Source organism: Nonomuraea sp. B12E4 (genome assembly GCF_039871825.1).
Taxonomy (GTDB): Bacteria; Actinomycetota; Actinomycetes; order Streptosporangiales; family Streptosporangiaceae; genus Nonomuraea.
Genome location: NZ_JBDPME010000037.1, coordinates 21092 through 37350, shown reverse-complemented (window position 1 = coordinate 37350; position 16259 = coordinate 21092). Strand labels below are relative to the sequence as shown.

Annotated in this window: 14 protein-coding genes and 1 pseudogene; 9 read left to right on the top strand and 6 right to left on the bottom strand. The window is 68.1% G+C overall.

Annotation, left to right across the window (positions count from 1 at the left end):
* Both ABGB18_RS44085 and ABGB18_RS44080 read right to left on the bottom strand, forming a co-directional pair.
* Positions 1 to 900, bottom strand: a complete 900-nt coding sequence (locus tag ABGB18_RS44085; RefSeq protein WP_347701672.1) for an SMP-30/gluconolactonase/LRE family protein — start codon at positions 898 to 900, stop codon at positions 1 to 3.
* On the bottom strand, positions 897 to 1916 hold the full coding sequence (locus tag ABGB18_RS44080; protein ID WP_347701671.1) for an NAD-dependent epimerase/dehydratase family protein: 1020 nt from the start codon (positions 1914 to 1916) through the stop codon (positions 897 to 899). Before ABGB18_RS44080 ends, ABGB18_RS44085 begins: the two co-directional genes overlap by 4 nt.
* A gap of 336 nt (positions 1917 to 2252) precedes the next feature.
* On the opposite strand from ABGB18_RS44080, the gene ABGB18_RS44075 reads away from it, so the two are divergent.
* On the top strand, positions 2253 to 3143 hold the full coding sequence (locus tag ABGB18_RS44075) for an NAD(P)-dependent oxidoreductase (protein ID WP_347701670.1): 891 nt from the start codon (positions 2253 to 2255) through the stop codon (positions 3141 to 3143).
* Between the two features lie 19 nt (positions 3144 to 3162).
* Here ABGB18_RS44075 and ABGB18_RS44070 read toward each other — a convergent pair whose 3' ends face one another.
* The gene (locus tag ABGB18_RS44070) at positions 3163 to 4260 is read right to left on the bottom strand and encodes a LacI family DNA-binding transcriptional regulator (protein WP_347701669.1); all 1098 of its coding nucleotides are present in this window, start codon (positions 4258 to 4260) and stop codon (positions 3163 to 3165) included.
* A gap of 434 nt (positions 4261 to 4694) precedes the next feature.
* Here ABGB18_RS44070 and ABGB18_RS44065 point away from each other — a divergent pair, with 434 nt between their 5' ends.
* From ABGB18_RS44065 to ltrA, 5 genes are all read left to right on the top strand, one after another.
* Positions 4695 to 6071 carry an ABC transporter substrate-binding protein gene (locus tag ABGB18_RS44065; protein ID WP_347701668.1) on the top strand — a complete coding sequence of 459 codons (1377 nt, stop codon included), beginning with the start codon at positions 4695 to 4697 and terminating at the stop codon, positions 6069 to 6071.
* Between the two features lie 16 nt (positions 6072 to 6087).
* Positions 6088 to 7041 (top strand): sugar ABC transporter permease, encoded by a 954-nt coding sequence (locus tag ABGB18_RS44060; RefSeq protein ID WP_347701667.1) that lies wholly within the window; start codon positions 6088 to 6090, stop codon positions 7039 to 7041.
* Positions 7034 to 7822, top strand: a complete 789-nt coding sequence (locus tag ABGB18_RS44055) for a carbohydrate ABC transporter permease (protein WP_347701666.1) — start codon at positions 7034 to 7036, stop codon at positions 7820 to 7822. Before ABGB18_RS44060 ends, ABGB18_RS44055 begins: the two co-directional genes overlap by 8 nt.
* Positions 7823 to 7843: 21 nt before the next feature.
* Positions 7844 to 9214: a cellulase family glycosylhydrolase gene (locus ABGB18_RS44050; protein WP_347701665.1), complete on the top strand. Its 1371-nt coding sequence runs from the start codon at positions 7844 to 7846 to the stop codon at positions 9212 to 9214.
* A 788-nt stretch (positions 9215 to 10002) separates the two neighbouring features.
* Positions 10003 to 11304, top strand: coding sequence for a group II intron reverse transcriptase/maturase (ltrA, locus tag ABGB18_RS44045; protein ID WP_347701664.1), 1302 nt, complete (start codon positions 10003 to 10005; stop codon positions 11302 to 11304).
* Between the two features lie 202 nt (positions 11305 to 11506).
* On the opposite strand, the pseudogene ABGB18_RS44040 reads toward ltrA, so the two are convergent.
* Positions 11507 to 11965, bottom strand: a pseudogene (locus tag ABGB18_RS44040) (transposase); the annotation flags it as partial.
* 50 nt (positions 11966 to 12015) lie between these two features.
* Between ABGB18_RS44040 and ABGB18_RS44035 the strand changes: the two are divergent.
* The 3 genes from ABGB18_RS44035 to ABGB18_RS44025 all read left to right on the top strand — a co-directional run bounded on the left by ABGB18_RS44035 (position 12016) and on the right by ABGB18_RS44025 (position 15816).
* Complete coding sequence (locus ABGB18_RS44035; RefSeq protein ID WP_347701663.1) at positions 12016 to 12288, top strand: hypothetical protein; 273 nt, start codon at positions 12016 to 12018, stop codon at positions 12286 to 12288.
* Between the two features lie 187 nt (positions 12289 to 12475).
* Complete coding sequence (locus ABGB18_RS44030) at positions 12476 to 12853, top strand: hypothetical protein (protein ID WP_347701662.1); 378 nt, start codon at positions 12476 to 12478, stop codon at positions 12851 to 12853.
* Between the two features lie 71 nt (positions 12854 to 12924).
* Positions 12925 to 15816 carry a BTAD domain-containing putative transcriptional regulator gene (locus ABGB18_RS44025; protein WP_347701661.1) on the top strand — a complete coding sequence of 964 codons (2892 nt, stop codon included), beginning with the start codon at positions 12925 to 12927 and terminating at the stop codon, positions 15814 to 15816.
* 43 nt (positions 15817 to 15859) lie between these two features.
* On the opposite strand, the gene ABGB18_RS44020 is transcribed toward ABGB18_RS44025, so the two are convergent.
* Both ABGB18_RS44020 and ABGB18_RS44015 read right to left on the bottom strand, forming a co-directional pair.
* Positions 15860 to 16015 carry a hypothetical protein gene (locus tag ABGB18_RS44020; protein WP_347701660.1) on the bottom strand — a complete coding sequence of 52 codons (156 nt, stop codon included), beginning with the start codon at positions 16013 to 16015 and terminating at the stop codon, positions 15860 to 15862.
* Positions 16016 to 16051: 36 nt separating this feature from the next.
* Positions 16052 to 16252: a hypothetical protein gene (locus ABGB18_RS44015; protein ID WP_347701659.1), complete on the bottom strand. Its 201-nt coding sequence runs from the start codon at positions 16250 to 16252 to the stop codon at positions 16052 to 16054.
* Positions 16253 to 16259: the final 7 nt, after the last annotated feature.

The following is a 16259-nucleotide window of genomic DNA, read 5'->3' as shown; positions in this document are numbered from 1 at the left end:
TCAGATCACGAATCCTTTCGATATCCGGCCGCTGTGTCCCGGTTCGGCCAGGAAGATCGCGCCGGCCGCGGGCTGCTCTCGTAGGTCGCCGGCCGAGAGGCCGTCGGTGGAGGTGCTGATGACGAGCCGGTCCAGCTCGGGCCCGGCGAAGCAGCAGGACGTCACCTGGGACACCGGGAGCATGATGGTGAGGTCGGCCTGTCCCTGGGCGTCGAAGCGGCAGACGCGCGACCCGCCGAAGAAGGCCGCCCACACCCCGCCCTCGCTGTCGACGGTGAGCCCGTCCGGGATGCCGGGGATGGCGGAGGTGTCGGCGAACACGCGCCGGTTCGACAGCGCCCCGGTCGCCACCTCGTAGTCGAACACGTCGATGCGGCGCAGCGTGCTGTCCACGAAGTAACACGATGTGGCGTCCGGCGACCAGTCGATGCCGTTGCCGATGGTGACGCCGGTGAGCACGGTGTGCAGCGAATGGTCGGAGTCGAGACGGTACAGGCACCCCGCGCCCGGCTCGGCGTCATAGGCCATGCTGCCGGCGAAGTACCGTCCTGCCGGGTCGACGTTGCCGTCGTTCATGCGGATACCGGGCTGTCCCGCGAGCGGCGCGGCCAGCCGTTCGACCCGCACGCCTTCGGCGGCGAGGGCGATGCCGTCGCCGTCCGCCACGATGAGCGTCGCGGGATCGGTCGTGGGGTGCACGGCGGTCACCGGCGCCGGCAGGTCGAACCAGTCCACGGCGCCGGTGCCGAGGTCGGCGGCGAACACCCGCCCGCGCGGGATGTCGACGAACCGCAGCAATCCTGCGGCGTGGTCCCACACCACGCCTTCGCCGTGGACGGCGGACACGTCCAACCACGGCCGCGCGACCGGGCCGGAGCCCGTGCCGGCTCGCTGTGTCATGGAGCCAGCTTCCCCACCGCGGCCACCGCGGCCTGGTGTCCTTCGACGAGGCGGCCCAGCAGCGCGTCGGTCTCGGGGTTCGGCCGGGTGTGCTCGGCGTGACCGGAACGCCACTCCAGCAGCCGCCTGGCGCCGGTCGGCCAGGTGATCGCCGGCCGGAACGACGGTACGAATCGCTTGATCTTGGTGTTGTCGAACACGGCGCTGTGCGACAGGTCACCGAGGATCAGGTTGGACCAGAACCAGTCGGGGGCCACGATCGGGAGGAACTCCGAGGGCAGGTGCAGCAGCCGGGCCCGGGTTCCCGCCGTCAGCCCGATGACGTCGTAGATCTCGTTCCAGGTGAGCACTTCGTCGGAGGTGATGTGGAAGTCCTCACCGACCGCCTGCCAGTTCCCGGTCAGCCCGACCAGGCCCACGGCGAAGTCCTCCGCGTGCGTCAGGGTCCACAGGCTGGTGCCGTCGCCCGGTACGACCAGCTCGTCGCCGCGCACGATCCGGTCCCAGGCGGTCCAGTCGCCGGGCAGCGGCGGGCGGGCGTCGTCGTAGGTGTGCGAGGGCCGCACGATGGTGACCGGGAAGCCGCGCTCCTCGTACGCGCGCCGCAGGACGTCCTCGGCGGCGATCTTGTCCTGGGCGTAGGCCAGGTAGGGGTTGTGCCGCGTGGTCGATTCCACGAACGGCACCCGCCGCACCGGCTTGTGGTACATCGAGGCGGTGCTGATGTGGATGTACTGACCCGTACGGCCCTCCAGCAGGTCCACGGCGGCCGAGGCGTCCTCGGCGCCATAACTGAGGAAGTTGACCACGCAGTCATAGGAGGCGCCGTCGAGGATCCGGCGCATCGACTCCGGGTCCTGGACGTCGCCGGTGATGGTGGTGACGCTGTCGGGGAGAGGGCGGACATTGGCGGTGCGGCCGCGGTTCAGGACGTGGACGTCCATGCCCTGGCGCACCGACTCGGCCACGCAGGACGAGCTGATCGTACCGGTGCCGCCGATGTAGAGAACCTTCACTACGAGTCTCCGGAATCTGTGAGTCGTCTCTGATGCGATCGGCTCGGGGTGCCGCCGCGCAGAAATGTTTCGGAAACGTATCCGAAACTTCTACAGCTCATCCACAACGTAGGGCTGTATGTCGAAGAACGTCAAGGGAGCCAGGGCGCCGAAATGGACTGCTTCCGACCGTATCACCGCCTGTCAGGACGGCCCTGGCCACCACCGAACCACCTGACGAGTTTCGATGACTTGTCCCGATCTGCGACACTGGCCCGTAAGGTCGAGGGCCCAGCGCGGACTGGCCGCCCCACGCCGCACCGCGCGGTGGCCTCCGAGCCGTTTACCGACACCATCGTGAAAGTGAGGCCGGCCGTGAACATCGCGGTGACAGGGGCGAACGGCAAGACCGGGCGCGCCGTGGTCCAGGATCTGCTCGCTCACGGACACGACGTCCGCGCCGTCGACGTGACCGGCGCGCCCGGCGACCGCGGCCCCTTCCACGAGGAACTGGGCACCCCGCTGATGCGCGCCGACCTGACGGACTTCGGCGACACCGTCGACGCGCTGACCGGGATGGACGCCGTCGTCCACCTCGCGGCCATCCCCGCACCGGGCTTCTACACCGACGCCCGCACCTTCACCGACAACACGGCCATGAACAGCAACGTCTTCCTCGCCGCGGCCAAGCTCGGCACCCGCCGGATCGTGTGGACGTCGAGCGAGACCACGCTGGGATTCCCGTTCGGGCCGCAGGCCCCGCCGCGCTACCTGCCCGTCGACGAGGACCACTACCCGCACCCCCACTCCGCGTACGCGCTGTCGAAGGTGATCGGGGAGACGCTGGCCGAGCACATCTCCTCGTGGGCCGGCATCCCCGTCGTCGGCTTGCGGCTGTCGAACGTGCACGACGCCACCGACTACCCGAAGATCCCGTCCTGCTGGGACGATCCGCTGACACGGGCCTTCAACCTGTGGAGCTACGTCGACGTCCGAGACGTCGCCCAGGCATGCCGCCGGGCACTGTTCGCCGAGGTCACGGGCGCCCGAGCGTACATCATCGCCGCGCGGGACACGCTGATGGACCGGCCCTCGGCCGACCTGGTGGCGTCGATGTTCCCCGACGTGCCGGCGCACGGCCCGCTCGAGCCGTACGGAAGCCTGCTGAGCAGCGCCAGGGCACGCGAGGAGCTGGGCTACGAACCGCGATACTCCTGGCGCGACGTGCTCGGCGTCCCTCTCCCCTGAACCGCGGCCGAGCGCCGTCTCACCTGCGGCGGCGCGCGGCCCGGGCCGGCTTCCACGGCGCGGTGCTCTCCCGCACCACCAGGCGGGTGGACAGCTCGAGGCGTAGCGGGTGCTCATCAGGCGAGTGCGCGGTCTCCAGCACGTTTCGTACGGCCAGCACGGCCATCTGGGCGAGCGGCTGCCTGACGGTGGTCAGCCGCGGCGTCATCCACTCGCACATGTCGACGTCGTCGAAGCCGACGACGCTGAGGTCGTCGGGGATGCGCAGGCCCCTGGCGTGGGCCTCGTCGTACACGCCCGTCGCCTGCTGGTCGGACCCGGCGAAGATGGCGGTGGGAGGTTCGGGCAGGTCGAGCAGCTCGGCCGCGCCGCGGCGGCCGCCCTCGGCGTAGAAGTCGCCCCGCCGTACCAGGTCCTCATCGGGGGACAACCCGGCCCGGCCGAGCGCGGCGCGGTAGCCGTCGAGGCGTTCCAGGCCGCACAGAACGTCGTCAGGCCCGGTGATCATGCCGATGCGCCGGTGGCCCAGATCGGTCAGGTGCTCTGTGGCCGCGAATCCGCCCGCCCAGTTGGTGGCCCCGATGGTCGGGACGTTCTGGTCGTAGCCGCCCATCTGGTCGATGACGACGAACGGGGCGTCGATCGAGCGCAGCCGCTCGGGGGCTATCAGGCGGGTGCTGCTCGACAACACGATGACCACGCCGTCACTCTCCCGGGAGGCGAGGGTCTTGAACCACTCGCGCGGGTGGGCCTGACGGTCGTGGGTGACGGTCAGGACCAGGCGGGCGCCCAACCGGTATGCCTCCTGCTCGGCGCCGCGCAGCAGCTCGCAGGCCCACGCGGTGTCCAGCTCGGTGATCACGAAATCCACGAGGCCGGTCTTGCCCGTCTCGGACCGGCCTCGGCGCCGGTAGCCCGTCGCGGCGAGGGCGTCCTCGACCCTGCGGCGGGTCTCCGGGCCGACCGCGTCACGGCCGTTGAGCACCTTGCTCACGGTCGGCACGGACACGCCCGCCGCGCGGGCGACCACCGCGATGGTCACGCGCTCGCCGGCGACGCGCCGCGCCACACCCCTCACCCGTTTACGCACTTTCGTGCCCTCGTGTTCGGTCGCCACGGCACCTCTCATCATGCTCTGGCCCAGACGTTCGGAAACTTTCTTTCACCGTAGCATCGCGGATAACGGGTTGGTCGGGCCCGCGCCTGATGGGGTTCCCGCAGCTTACGTGCCGGTTGGCGAGAAGCGATGGGGCATGGCGCGGTCCTTCGCATCGACCCTGCCCCCGCAAGGGCGAGAGCAGTTGACCGTGCGTCCTTCGAAACTTCTCGGAAATGAATTCGGGCAAAGTTCTTGACACTGTACGTCGTGCGGTGTTTCGCTGCTCACGGGCAAGGATCCTTTCCGAAACTTTCGGACACCGCAGAGCCGTCCGTTTCGTCGTTCGTTCGTTCTGCCTCCATCCGCACGAGTCCGGCCCGTCGCCTTCCTTCCGGCGGGTGACTCGGCATCGAAACGGCCAGTACGTGCCATCACGTGCAAGGAGAGATCACATGCTGGGATCCCCTCGAACCAGGAAGCGCCGCCTCCCCCGAGCCGTGGCCTTGTTCATGGCCACAGGGCTGGCGCTCGCCGGGTGCGCAGGCGGAGTTTCGACCGAGACCGCGGACAAGGGCGCGGCCGACTCGGGCGACATCACCTGGTGGGGGTGGACGCCCGACTCCGCGCCCGCCGAAGCGTACATCAAGGCATTCAACAAGGTGTATCCGAAGATCAAGGTCACCTTCAAGAAGCTGACCATTGACGGCTACGACGCCGCGATCCGACCTGCGCTGGCCTCGTCGGTCGGCCCGGACGTCTTCGCCGTCGCGCCGGGGGCGGCCAACGGCGCGGTCGGCATCTACGGGGTCAACGCCGTCGACCTCACGCCCGCCGTACAGAAGGCCCTGGGGCAGGACTGGAAGTCCAAGCTGGCCCCGATCGGGGTGTCGAGCCTGACCACGGACGGCAAGCTCGCCGCCATGTCGGTCGGGTCGGTCTTCTCAGGAACGATCTGGGCCAACAAGGACCTGTTTGACAAGTACGGGTTGGCCCCGCCCAAGACGTACGACGAGTGGAAGAAGGTCTGTGCGGCTTTCAAGTCCCACGACGTCGGCTGCTTCGTGCAGGGCGCCGGCCAGCCCGCGTTCAACGAGGACACGCTGCAGGCGATCACCGACAACGTCAAGCCGGGCGTGTGGGAGAAGGCGTTGAAGGGCGAGACCCCGTGGACCGACCCGGCCATCGTCCAGGCGCTGACCATCTGGAAGCGGATGTTCGACGACGGGATCATGCAGGAGGGCGCGCTCGGCGTGCAACAGTACCCGGACGCCAACAACGGCTTCATGTCCGGTAAGTACGCGATGGTCATGATGGGGACCTGGTATATGCAGTACTCCACAGTGGAAGGCAACACGACCGCGATCTCCGGGGCCGGCGTCGCGAACCCGAAGCCGTTCACCCAGATCCCCATCGCGTTCCCGGACGTGGCGGGCACAGGCAACGTCGGGGCCCTCTTCGGTGACGCGGACTTCGGGCTGGCCGTGAACAAGAAGTCCAAATCCATCGCCGCCGCCACGACCTTCGTCACCTGGCTCGGCACGTCACAGGAGGGCCAGCAGGCCGTGGCCGACATCCTCAACGACATCCCCGCACTGACCAGCGCCCAGCCGAACTGGGACGCGGTGAAGCTGGTCAACCCCTCCGTGCAGCAGCCCGCGCTGGAGAAGCTGATCAAGGACGCGAGCCAGTCGAACGAGCCTCGCCTGGCGACGGTGACCGCCGACCTGCAGACCGCGATCGGCGTCGCGTCCACCACAGTGGCCGCCGGGCAGGCGACACCGGAGCAGGCCGCGGCGACCCTGCAGAGCACGGCCGAGAAGATCAAGTAGCCGCGCGGGAAGACCCATGACCTCCCTCACCTCGCAGCAGGACGAGACGCGTCGTCCCTCGTCCGCCACTCTTCCCCCGCCACGCCGAGCCAGGAACACCCTGCGCCCCTCGGGCCTGCCATGGATCACGCCGGCCTTCGTGCTCGTGGTCGGCCTCATCTACTACTGCATCATCGAGACCGGTTACCTCTCGACATTGGACTGGGACGGCACGAGCCCGACTCCCACACCGGTGGGAGCGCGGAACTACGCCGAGCTTCTGAACGACCCGATCTTCTGGCTCGCCCTCTGGCACACAGTCGTCTTCTTCGTCGTGACCTTCGCCGTGCAGACCCTCATCGGGTTCGTCTTCGCAGCGGTGCTGCACTCGAAGATCAAGCTCACCGCCGTCTACAAGGTGCTCGTGTTCACGCCGGTGGTCATCGCGCCGGCGACGATGGCGCCGGTGTTCCGGCAGATGTTCGCCGCCGACGGCCAGCTCAACTGGGTCTTGGAGCACATCGGTCTCGGTTTCCTGGCCCAGCCGTGGCTGGCCCAGTCGAGTACGGCGATGCCGGTCATCATGTTCATCACCGTCTGGGAGTTCACCGGCCTGACCTTCGTCCTCTACTACGCGGCGATGGGGCAGATCGACCCGGAAACCCTGGAGGCCGCGCGCACCGACGGCGCAGGCAACCTCCGGATCCTGGTGAGCATCGTCTGGCCGGGAGTCAGGGGGACGACGGTCGCCCTGGGCATGCTCGGCGTGATCGGGGCGCTGAAGACGTTCGACGTGCCGTACCTGGTGACCATCGGCGGGCCGAACTACAGCACGGAGTTCCTCGGCACCTACATCTATCGGGTCAGCATCCCGCAGGCACATGTCGGCTACGGGGCGGCGCTGTCGATCATGCTGCTCATCCTGGCGTTGCTCGGCGCGATCGCCGTCGCCACCCGTGCCAACAGAAAGGACCGTGAGCCCGGTGTTTGAGGCCCGTCGCCGTTCGACCCGGCTGCTGCTCCAGCTCTTCGCCACGCTGCTGATCATTCCGTACGTGTTCCCCCTGGTCGCCATGGTCCAGGGATCGCTGGCTGGCGAGGGATTGGGCAACTACCAGGCGGTGTTCGCGGTCGGCGCGGTAGGGACGTTCTTCAAGAACAGCGCCGTCATCGCCGTCTCGACGATCCTGATCGTGTACGTCCTGACCATGCTGGCCGCGTTCGGGTTCTCCAAGCTGCACATACGTGGCAAGGAGGTCTACTTCTGGTTGATCCTGGCCGCGCTCACGCTGCCCGAGGTCGTGCTGCTCACGCCGTTGTTCGCCACCACTCTGGCACTGGGCGTGTACGACACCTACTGGGCGGTCGTGTTGCCGCTGGCGGCGCTGCAGATCCCCTTCGCCGTGCTGCTCGCGCGCAAGTTCATCGACGGAGTCCCCGATTCGTTGTTCGACGCCGCGCGGGTCGACGGCGCCGGCATCTTCGCGGCCTTCCGCTACATCGTCCTGCCGATGACGCGGCCCATCGGCGCGGCCATCGTCGTGCTGACGCTGATCGGCGCCTGGAACTCCTACCTGCTGCCGCTGGTCCTCATTCAGGACCCGGCCAAACAGACGATCACATTGCTGCCGCAGTTCTTCGTCAGCCAGTTCAGCAACGACCAGACCAAGGTCCTGGCCAGCGCGGTCATCACCGCGATCCCCGAGATCGTGGCCTACCTGTCCCTGCAGGGTCTTTTCGAGCGCGGCCTGGCGGCCGGTGCCCTGAAGTAGTAGATGAGGAACAGAGGAAATATGACGTTTCTTCGTACTGCGGGCCGTGAGTTCGTCGATGAGACGGACACCACCGTACGCCTGCGGGGTGTCGCCGTGGGCGGCTGGTTGAACATGGAGAACTTCATCACCGGCTATTCCGGTAATGAATCGCTCATGCGCAGCACGGTGCGCGCGGTGCTCGGCGACGATCGCTACGAGCTCTTCTTCGAGCGGCTGCTGACCGCGTTCTTCGCCGACGGAGACGCGAAACTGCTGGCCGATGCCGGGCTGAACTGCGTACGGTTCCCGGTCAACTACCGTCATTTCGAGGACGACAGCGAGCCGTTCGTGTTCAAGGAGGACGGGTTCCGGCACCTGGACCGGGCCATTGACGCCTGCGCGCGGCACGGGATCTACTCGGTCATCGATCTGCACGCGCTGCCCGGCTCGCAGAATCACCACTGGCACTCGGACAACCCCACGCACCGACCGGCGTTCTGGGATCACCCGCATTTCCAGGATCGAGTGGTGGCGATGTGGGAGCACATCGCCGACCACTACAAGGACAATCCGTGGGTGGCCGGATACAACCCGATAAACGAACCCGCGGACGAATCTCGAGCCGTGGTGGGACCCTTCTATCGCCGCCTGGTCGAGGCCATCCGCAAGGTCGACAACCGCCACATCCTGTTTCTCGACGGCAACACCTACTCGACGGAGTTCGACATCTTCGACGAGCCTTGGGAGAACACCGTCTACGTCTGCCACGACTACGCCGCCCCAGGTCTGGGCCGTGGCGGGGACTATCCCGGTTTCACCGACGGCAAGTATTTCGACAAGGCGGCGCTCGAAGCCAAGTATGCCGAACGCACCGCATACTGCCGCCGTACCGGAACCCCCGTCTGGGTAGGGGAATTCGGCCCCATCTATACCGGTGACGAACGGGTCGATGCCATGCGCCGGCAGCTCCTGGATGATCAGCTCGACATCTACCGCCGAGACGGAGCCGGCTGGTCGATCTGGATGTACAAAGACCTCGGACGGCAGGGCGTGGTCATGGTCCGGCCCGACTCTGCATACTTGACCCGATTCGGCGACTTCGTGGCGAAGAAGAACCGCTTGGGCGCCGACCAGTGGGGCAGCGACGGTCAGGGCGTCGTGGAGGTGACCGAGCCGTTTCAAAACATGATCGCGCGCGAATTCCCCGGCTTCGAGCCTTACCCATGGGGGCGTTTCGACTGGGTTCGGACGCTCATCCTGAATCTCACGGTCGCCCAGCCCCTGGCCTACGAGTACGCCGAGTTGTTCCGCGGACTCCGCGACGACGAACTGATCGCCCTCGCCGACTCGTTCGCGCTCGGCAACTGCGACGTCCGTACCCCGCTCCTCGACCAGCTCCGCACCGGCTGACTTGATATGGCACGACTATTACGTACGAGCAGCCACTGGCAGGCGGTGCGCACCCGCAGGCGGGATGGCGTCCCACCGAGTGGTGTAGTTCGTGACGACAGCTCTAGCCTCGATCTTTCGTGCGCCCAGCAGGACGGGAGGTGAAGCCGTGACGTAGCGGTGGATCCTGTTGTTCGTAAGCTCGTCGTCGCTTGCCGGTGTGAGTCCGGTCCGGGTAGCTGCCAGGAGGCCCGGTAGCAGGCTGGCGGTTTCGTCTGGAAACGGGCGGGGCCGAAGCCCAGCGTCAAAGGCCCTGTAACAGGGGGAGCAACGATGCGGTCCGTAGCATGAAGCGAAGCCTGCGGCGTCGTTAGAGGTCCCGGCCATTGGTCGGGAACCAGGGAGAGCCGAGCCCCCGAATCCAGGGCGAAGGCCATGGACGCGGTGAAGAGCCTGGAGGCGCAGCCGTCAAGGACTCCCCGGCGTATGGGGCGCGGAACGTATCGAGAGTGGCGGCGGGAACTGGGGAGGCCCTCCCCGGCCCGGCAACCTGCGGTGATGGGTGTTGCCGGAGCGTGGCGTCCTATAACCGGTCAACGCCGGGAAATGGAGTGCCGGCCGGGTGGGCGTCGGAGGCGGCCGTAGTACTGCTGGAGCCGACCGGACAACACAACCGGCGGTGAGGGAAGGGCCGCTGCTTCGTCGATGCGTAGCGACTGTGATGGAGGGGCCCGGTGAGTGCCGGTCAGGCTAGTCCCGCCGCCAAGGGGTCACGGGAACCACGGGTTCCGCGTGATCCGGTCCGAGCCTTGCAGCATGCGCTCTACCGGGCGGCCAAGGCCGATCCCGGGCGTCGATTCCACGCGCTGTATGACAAGGTCTGCCGCAGGGACGTGCTGCAGCGCGGGTGGGTCGCGGTGCGCGCCAACAACGGCGCACCCGGTATCGACAAGACCACCCTGGGCCAGGTTGAGGAGTACGGGGTTGCCCGGCTGCTCGACGAGGTGGCCGGTGAACTGCGGGAGGGGCGGTATCGGCCGCTTCCGGCGCGGCGGGTGCTGATCCCCAAGCCGGGCACGGCCGAGCAGAGGCCGTTATCGATTCCCGCGGTTCGGGACCGCATCGTGCAAGCCGCCCTGAAGATCGTGTTCGAACCGGTCTTCGAGGCGGACATGCTGGGCTGTTCGTTCGGGTTCCGTCCGAAGCGCTCGGCGCACGACGCCTTGCAGGTGCTCATCGATGAGTGTTATCGCGGGCGCCGGTGGGTGGTGGAGACGGATATCGCCGACTGCTTTTCGGCGATTCCGCATGATGAGTTGATACGAGCGGTCGAGGAACGCGTCTGTGACCAGTCCGTTCTCAAGCTCCTGCGCGCGATCTTGCGTGCCGGGGTGATGGAGGAGGGGCAGGTGCGTCGGCCGGTCACCGGAACCGCGCAAGGCGGGGTGATCTCACCCGTTTTGTGCAACGTCTACCTGCACCGACTTGATCGGGCGTGGGATGACGGTGATGGGGTTCTGGTGCGCTATGCCGACGATGTGACGGTGATGTGCTGGTCTCGCAGCCAGGCCGAACGCGCGCTCGCGCGGCTGACGACGCTGCTGGCCGAGCTCGGCTTGAAGCCGAAGGCGGCCAAGACCCGGATCGTGCGCCTGGAGGTCGGTGGAGAAGGGCTGGATTTTCTCGGCTTCCACCATCGGTTGGTGCGCAGTTCGGGGCGGGACGGTAAACGGCCTGTCACCTTCCTTGCCCGCTGGCCCGCCGATCGGGCCATGCAGCACGCTCGTGATCGGATCCGTCAGCTGACGCTGCGGTCCCGGTTGCTGCTGCACCCGGAGGTGATCGTGGAGGACATCAACCGGTTCCTGCGCGGCTGGGCCGCGTATTTCCGGTTCGGTAACTCCTCCCGGCACTTCAACAAGATCAGGAGCTATGCGCGGATGCGGATGGCTCTCGTGCTTCGCAAACGCCATCGCCGCTCCCGAGGGTTCGGCTGGTCGGTTGTGGCCTTCCAGTCTTCGGACCAACTCGGGCTGGTCACGTTGTCGGGAATCGTCGTCGCGCCCAGGCCCTTTCGGGACTGGCGGGGGAGGTCGAATGCCAGGCGGTGAACGACGTCGGTGAGCCGTGTGCCGGAGAACGGCATGCACGGTTCGACGGGCGGGGACTGGAAACGGAGCAATGAACCTGGCCACGGTCACTGGGGTGGCACAACCGACCGGGAAACCGGCGGAAGACGAAGGCCCCAGGCTCTACCGTCAGGAGACGCCACCGCGCCAGCCCCCGACCCTACGCGATCAAGGCGTGGTCGGGCAGCGCGAGCGGCTGCATCCAGGCCAGGAGTTCGCAGGCCAGGGTGACGAGTTCGCACCAGATCCGGTTGCGGGTGAAGTGGTGCAGCGGCAGGTTGGCCAGGCCGGTGTCCTTGGCGCAGCGGATGCGGTCTTCGGCGCGGGCCCGGCGGCGGTGGCGGAGTTCCAGGTCGGCGAGTTGACCGTGTTTGGTGTTGGTGACGAAGCAGGTGACGCGGCAGCCGTCGACGTCGGTGAAGCGCAGCTGGGCGCCGGGGTGCGGGCGTTCCTTGCGGGCGATGACCCGCATCCCTTTCGGCCAGCCGGTCAGCTCCAGCAGGCCGGCCAGTTCGGCCACCCAGGCGCCGGGGCCTACCTGCCGGTCGGCGTCGTAGGCGGGCGTCCACGCGGTCTTCGGTAGGCGCAGCACCGCCTGCTGTACCTCCTCGGTCAGGGTGAACCCGATCGAACTGGGGCGGCGACCTCATTGATCACGAGGCATCTTGTGATCTCCCGCCGTAGAATCCGGGTATGACCGCTCGGAGCGCCACGGTATGGTGCGCGGCCCTCGGTATCGCGGTGCTGACCCTGACGGGCTGCGCCAACGACGATGAGATCTACGTCTCCAACTTCAGCGACTCGCACGGCAGAGCCTGCACGTTCGTCTATACCGCCCGCGAAGGTGAGGGGTGGGGAGAAAGCCGCGACGTGGACGTCAGCCAGCTCGACTGCGAATACCCGCCCGCCGGCCGTACCCCCGGCCCGCCCATAACCACCCGCCTGGAGGCCCGCCCCAGCAAGTGAAGCCAGACGGGTAACCGGCGTCAGCGCACCCGGCCACGTCCATCAGCGCGTCCAGCCAGGACATGTGTTGCGCGCACATCCCCGGCACATGTCTTGATGGCCCACCGTACAACCGCAAGGAGTATCCATGATCCGGCCTGGTGCCCGCCCTGGGTTCTCCTCCGCCGCCGGGCCTATCCGTGAGCCGGTGACCAAGATCGGCGGGCAGCCGGTGTGGCTTGAGGAGGCGCAGTGGCCATTCTCTCGTGACACTGGCGAACCCATGCAGTTCTTGGGTCAGTTCACGCTCGGCGGCGGACGCTCGGCTTATGTGTTCATGGGCGCCGACGATCTCTCCGCGGAGCCCGAGGGTGGCGAAAACGCGGTGGTGATTCAACGGAGCGGTCGCCTCCAGGACTTCGTGACCGTGGAGCGCGGTCCAGCGCCCGGCGAGGTGGTCACGTTTTTCCGGGAGCGTCCGAACTCGCGCGTGGTCATGGGCAACCACGAGCGCAAACTGTGGGCGATCACGAATTACGTGATGCGAATCCCCTCACAACAGTGTGGGACCGGGCCCAGACGGTGACGCGAGCATGGCACCAACGCTCCAGCAAAGACTGTGGTAGGGGTAGAGCCAATTACTGAGAGGGGCGGCGTTTGGACGGTTCGGAGTTCCGGCTGCTGGGGCCCGTGGGAATCTGGGCCGACGGCAGGCTGCTCGGGCCCTCGACCCCGCAGCAGCGTTCGGTGCTGGCCATGTTGCTGCTCAATCCGGGCCGCACGGTGCCGCTCAACCGGTTGGTGGAGGCCGTCTGGGGTCAGGAGCCACCGGCGTCGGCACGCAACGCCATCCAGGGGTACGTGTCGCGGCTCCGCAGGGTCCTGGCCGGGGTCCGCGATATCGAGCTGGCAACGTCGCCGCCTGGCTACCGGCTCGACCTCGATCCGCTGCGGGTGGACTTGTTCCTGTCGCGTCACCTGGTCGAGCGGGCGCGGGCGGGCGGCCAGGACGCGGGCGCGCTGCTGCGGCGAGCGCTGGATCTGTGGAGCGGGCCCCCGCTGGCCGGGGTTGCCGGGGAGTGGCTGTGGGAGACGTTCGGCGGGCCGCTGGAGGAGGCGCGGCTGGTGGCCGTCGAGGAGCACATCGCGGTCGATCTGCGGCTTGGGAGGCATCGAGAGGCGCTGGCTGAGCTGCCGTTGTGGATTGGCGAGTATCCGCTGCGGGAGCGGCTCGCGTACCTGATGATGGCGGCACTGCACCAGGACGGGCGGCGAGCGGACGCGCTGGAGGTCTTCCGTGACGCTAGACGACGGCTGGTGGACGAGCTGGGGATAGAGCCTGGTAGGGAGCTGCAGGATCTGCACCAGCAGATGCTGCGAGAGGAGGCGCCCGAGGCGCTGACGGCCGACGGCGTGCGCCCCGCCGACGCACCCGTCGTGGCAGCAGAGCCGGTGACGACGTTCGTGGCAGCGGTGCCCGCCGAGACGATGTCCGTGGTTACGGTGCCTGCGGAGCTGCCTGCCGAGATGGCGTCGTTCGTCGGGCGGGCCGAGGAGGTCGCGCGGGCGAGCGCGGCGCTCGCGGAGGACGGGCCCGGCCCGGTGCGGATCTGCCAGATCAGCGGCATCGGCGGCGTCGGAAAGTCCTCCCTGGCCATCCGAGTCGCGCACGCCCTCGCCGACCGCTATCCCGCGGGTCAGCTATACGTGAACTTGCACGGTGACACGCCCCAAATCGCCCCGGTCGAGCCGATTGAAGCGCTCAGCAGGTTTCTGCGTTCGCTGGGTTTGGCGGGCTCCGCGGTGCCCACGGAGCTGGAGGAGGCGGCGGGCCGGTTCCGTTCGCTGACCCGTGGCAAGAGGATGCTCATCGTCCTGGACAATGCCAAGGATGCCGCGCAGGTGCGGCCGCTGCTCCCCGGCAGCGCGACGTGTGCGGTGCTGATCACCAGCCGCCGGATGCTCACCTCGTTCGAGGGCGCCGTGCAGGTGCCGCTGGACGTGCTGCCGGATGCCGATGCCTTGGCCCTGCTGAGCGGCATGGTTGGTAAGGACAGGATCGCCGCCGAGCCGGAGGCCGCGGCCGAGGTGGTCCGGTTATGCGGCGGCCTGCCGCTGGCGCTGTGCCTGGCCGCGGCCCGGCTGGCCGCGCGCCCGTCCTGGTCGGTGTCGGTACTGGCCAGGCGGTTGGCCACGGCTCGCCGCCGCCTCGATGAGCTGCAGGCGGACGACCGGGCGGTACGCGCCAGCTTCCAGACCGGTTACCAAGGTCTGAAGGCCGACCCCGACGGCGTGGCGGCGGCACGGATGTTCCGGCTGCTGAGTCTGCTCGACGGACCTGACATCGGCCTGCCAGTGGCAGCCGCGCTCGCCGACCTTCCCAAGGAACGCGCCCAGCAGCTGCTCGACCTCCTGGTGGACGCGCGGCTGGTGCAGGATCACGCTCCCGACCGTTACCGTCTGCACGACCTGCTCCGATTGTTCGCCCGCGAGCGGGCAGAGGAGGAGGGGAGCGAGCCGGACAGGCAACTGGCCGTCGAAGGCGTGCTGCGCTGCTACCTGGCCACCGCGCGTACGGCGGCCCGGATGCTGAAACCATCCGGCACCTGGCGCATTGAGCTCGGTCCGGAGTCTCTCACATATCCTGGCGTGGACCTGGAGACCGGCGAGGATCTGCAGGCGTGGATCGACGTTGAAGAGGCCAACCTGCTCTCGGCCGTCGCCCAGTCGCGCGGCACGCCCGCCGCCGAGCTCGGGGTCGCGCTGGCGGTGGCCTCCGCGCTCGTGCTGTTCGACTCGGGCCGCTGGCGTACCCAGCTGACCCTCAGCGAGATGGCGTTGCGGGCCGCCGAGCACACCGGCGACCCGTTGCACGAGGCCTTGGTGCTCGGCGACCTCGGCTGGATACAGGTCTGCGTGGGCAACCCGGCCGACGGCCTGGCCAACCTGCACCGCTCGCTGGCCGCCCACCAACGGCTGGGCAACACTCCCCGCGAGGCGGCCCTGCTCGACCACATCGGCATGGCCTATCGCGGGGCGGGTCGCCTCGACGAGGCCGTCGACCACCACAGGCGGGCCATCGCGCTCAACCGCGAACTCGGCGCCCGCTGGGGCGAGAGCGCCAGCCTCACCTATCTCTGCCTGGCATACCAGCGTTCTGGACGGTTCTACGAGGCCATCGAGTGCGGCGCACGAGGGGTCGCGATCCTGGAGGAGTTGGGCGCGACGGTCGACCTAGTGACCGCTATCGCCAACCTCGCCGAGGCGTACCGGCTGGCGGGCAAGCCGGAGCACGCCGTGGCGCACCACCGCCAGGCGCTGGCCCGTAATCGGGAAGCTGGCTATGGCGACGATTATCGCGAGGCGGAGAGCCTTTGGGGGCTCGGGCACGCACTGGCCGACACCGGCGAGCACGACGAGGCCCGCCGCTACTGGCGGCTATCGGTCGCAATCCTGCACCGCCTCGGCCTGGTCACCGCCGAGGAAAGACGGTCCATCGAGAACGCCACCGTCCCCGCAACCCCACAGGTCATCCAACGGCAGCTCTGACTCTCACAGAAGCCGACGTGAACGTCTCCGCCTCGTACGTCGTCTACTCCGCCTTGGCAAGCAGCGCCCGCACCCGCGCCAGCGTTTTCTCGCTGACGGCGTGCGAGCGTGCCTGGACCGTACGGCGAGCGGTCCCGGGTGGCGGGCTCAACGATTCCAGCCGGGGCAGCCCGGTCAGCAACCCCAGCAGTTCCAGCACAACAGAGACGGTTACCGGCCGGCCGGCCCTGTCGCCCTACACCAGGTAGCCGCCCTTCCACCACACCGCGGCCTCCAGGCCGGCGAGTTGGTCGCGCCGGCGCTCATCCACCGTGGCCGACGCGTAGGCGCGCATCTCCCAGGCGATGAGATCGGCCGCCGCCCGCCCGTGCCAGTCGGTCAGCCGCCTGGCCGCGATCCTGACCACGTCGGCGGGCTGCCAGCCGTTCCGCCACAACCCCGAG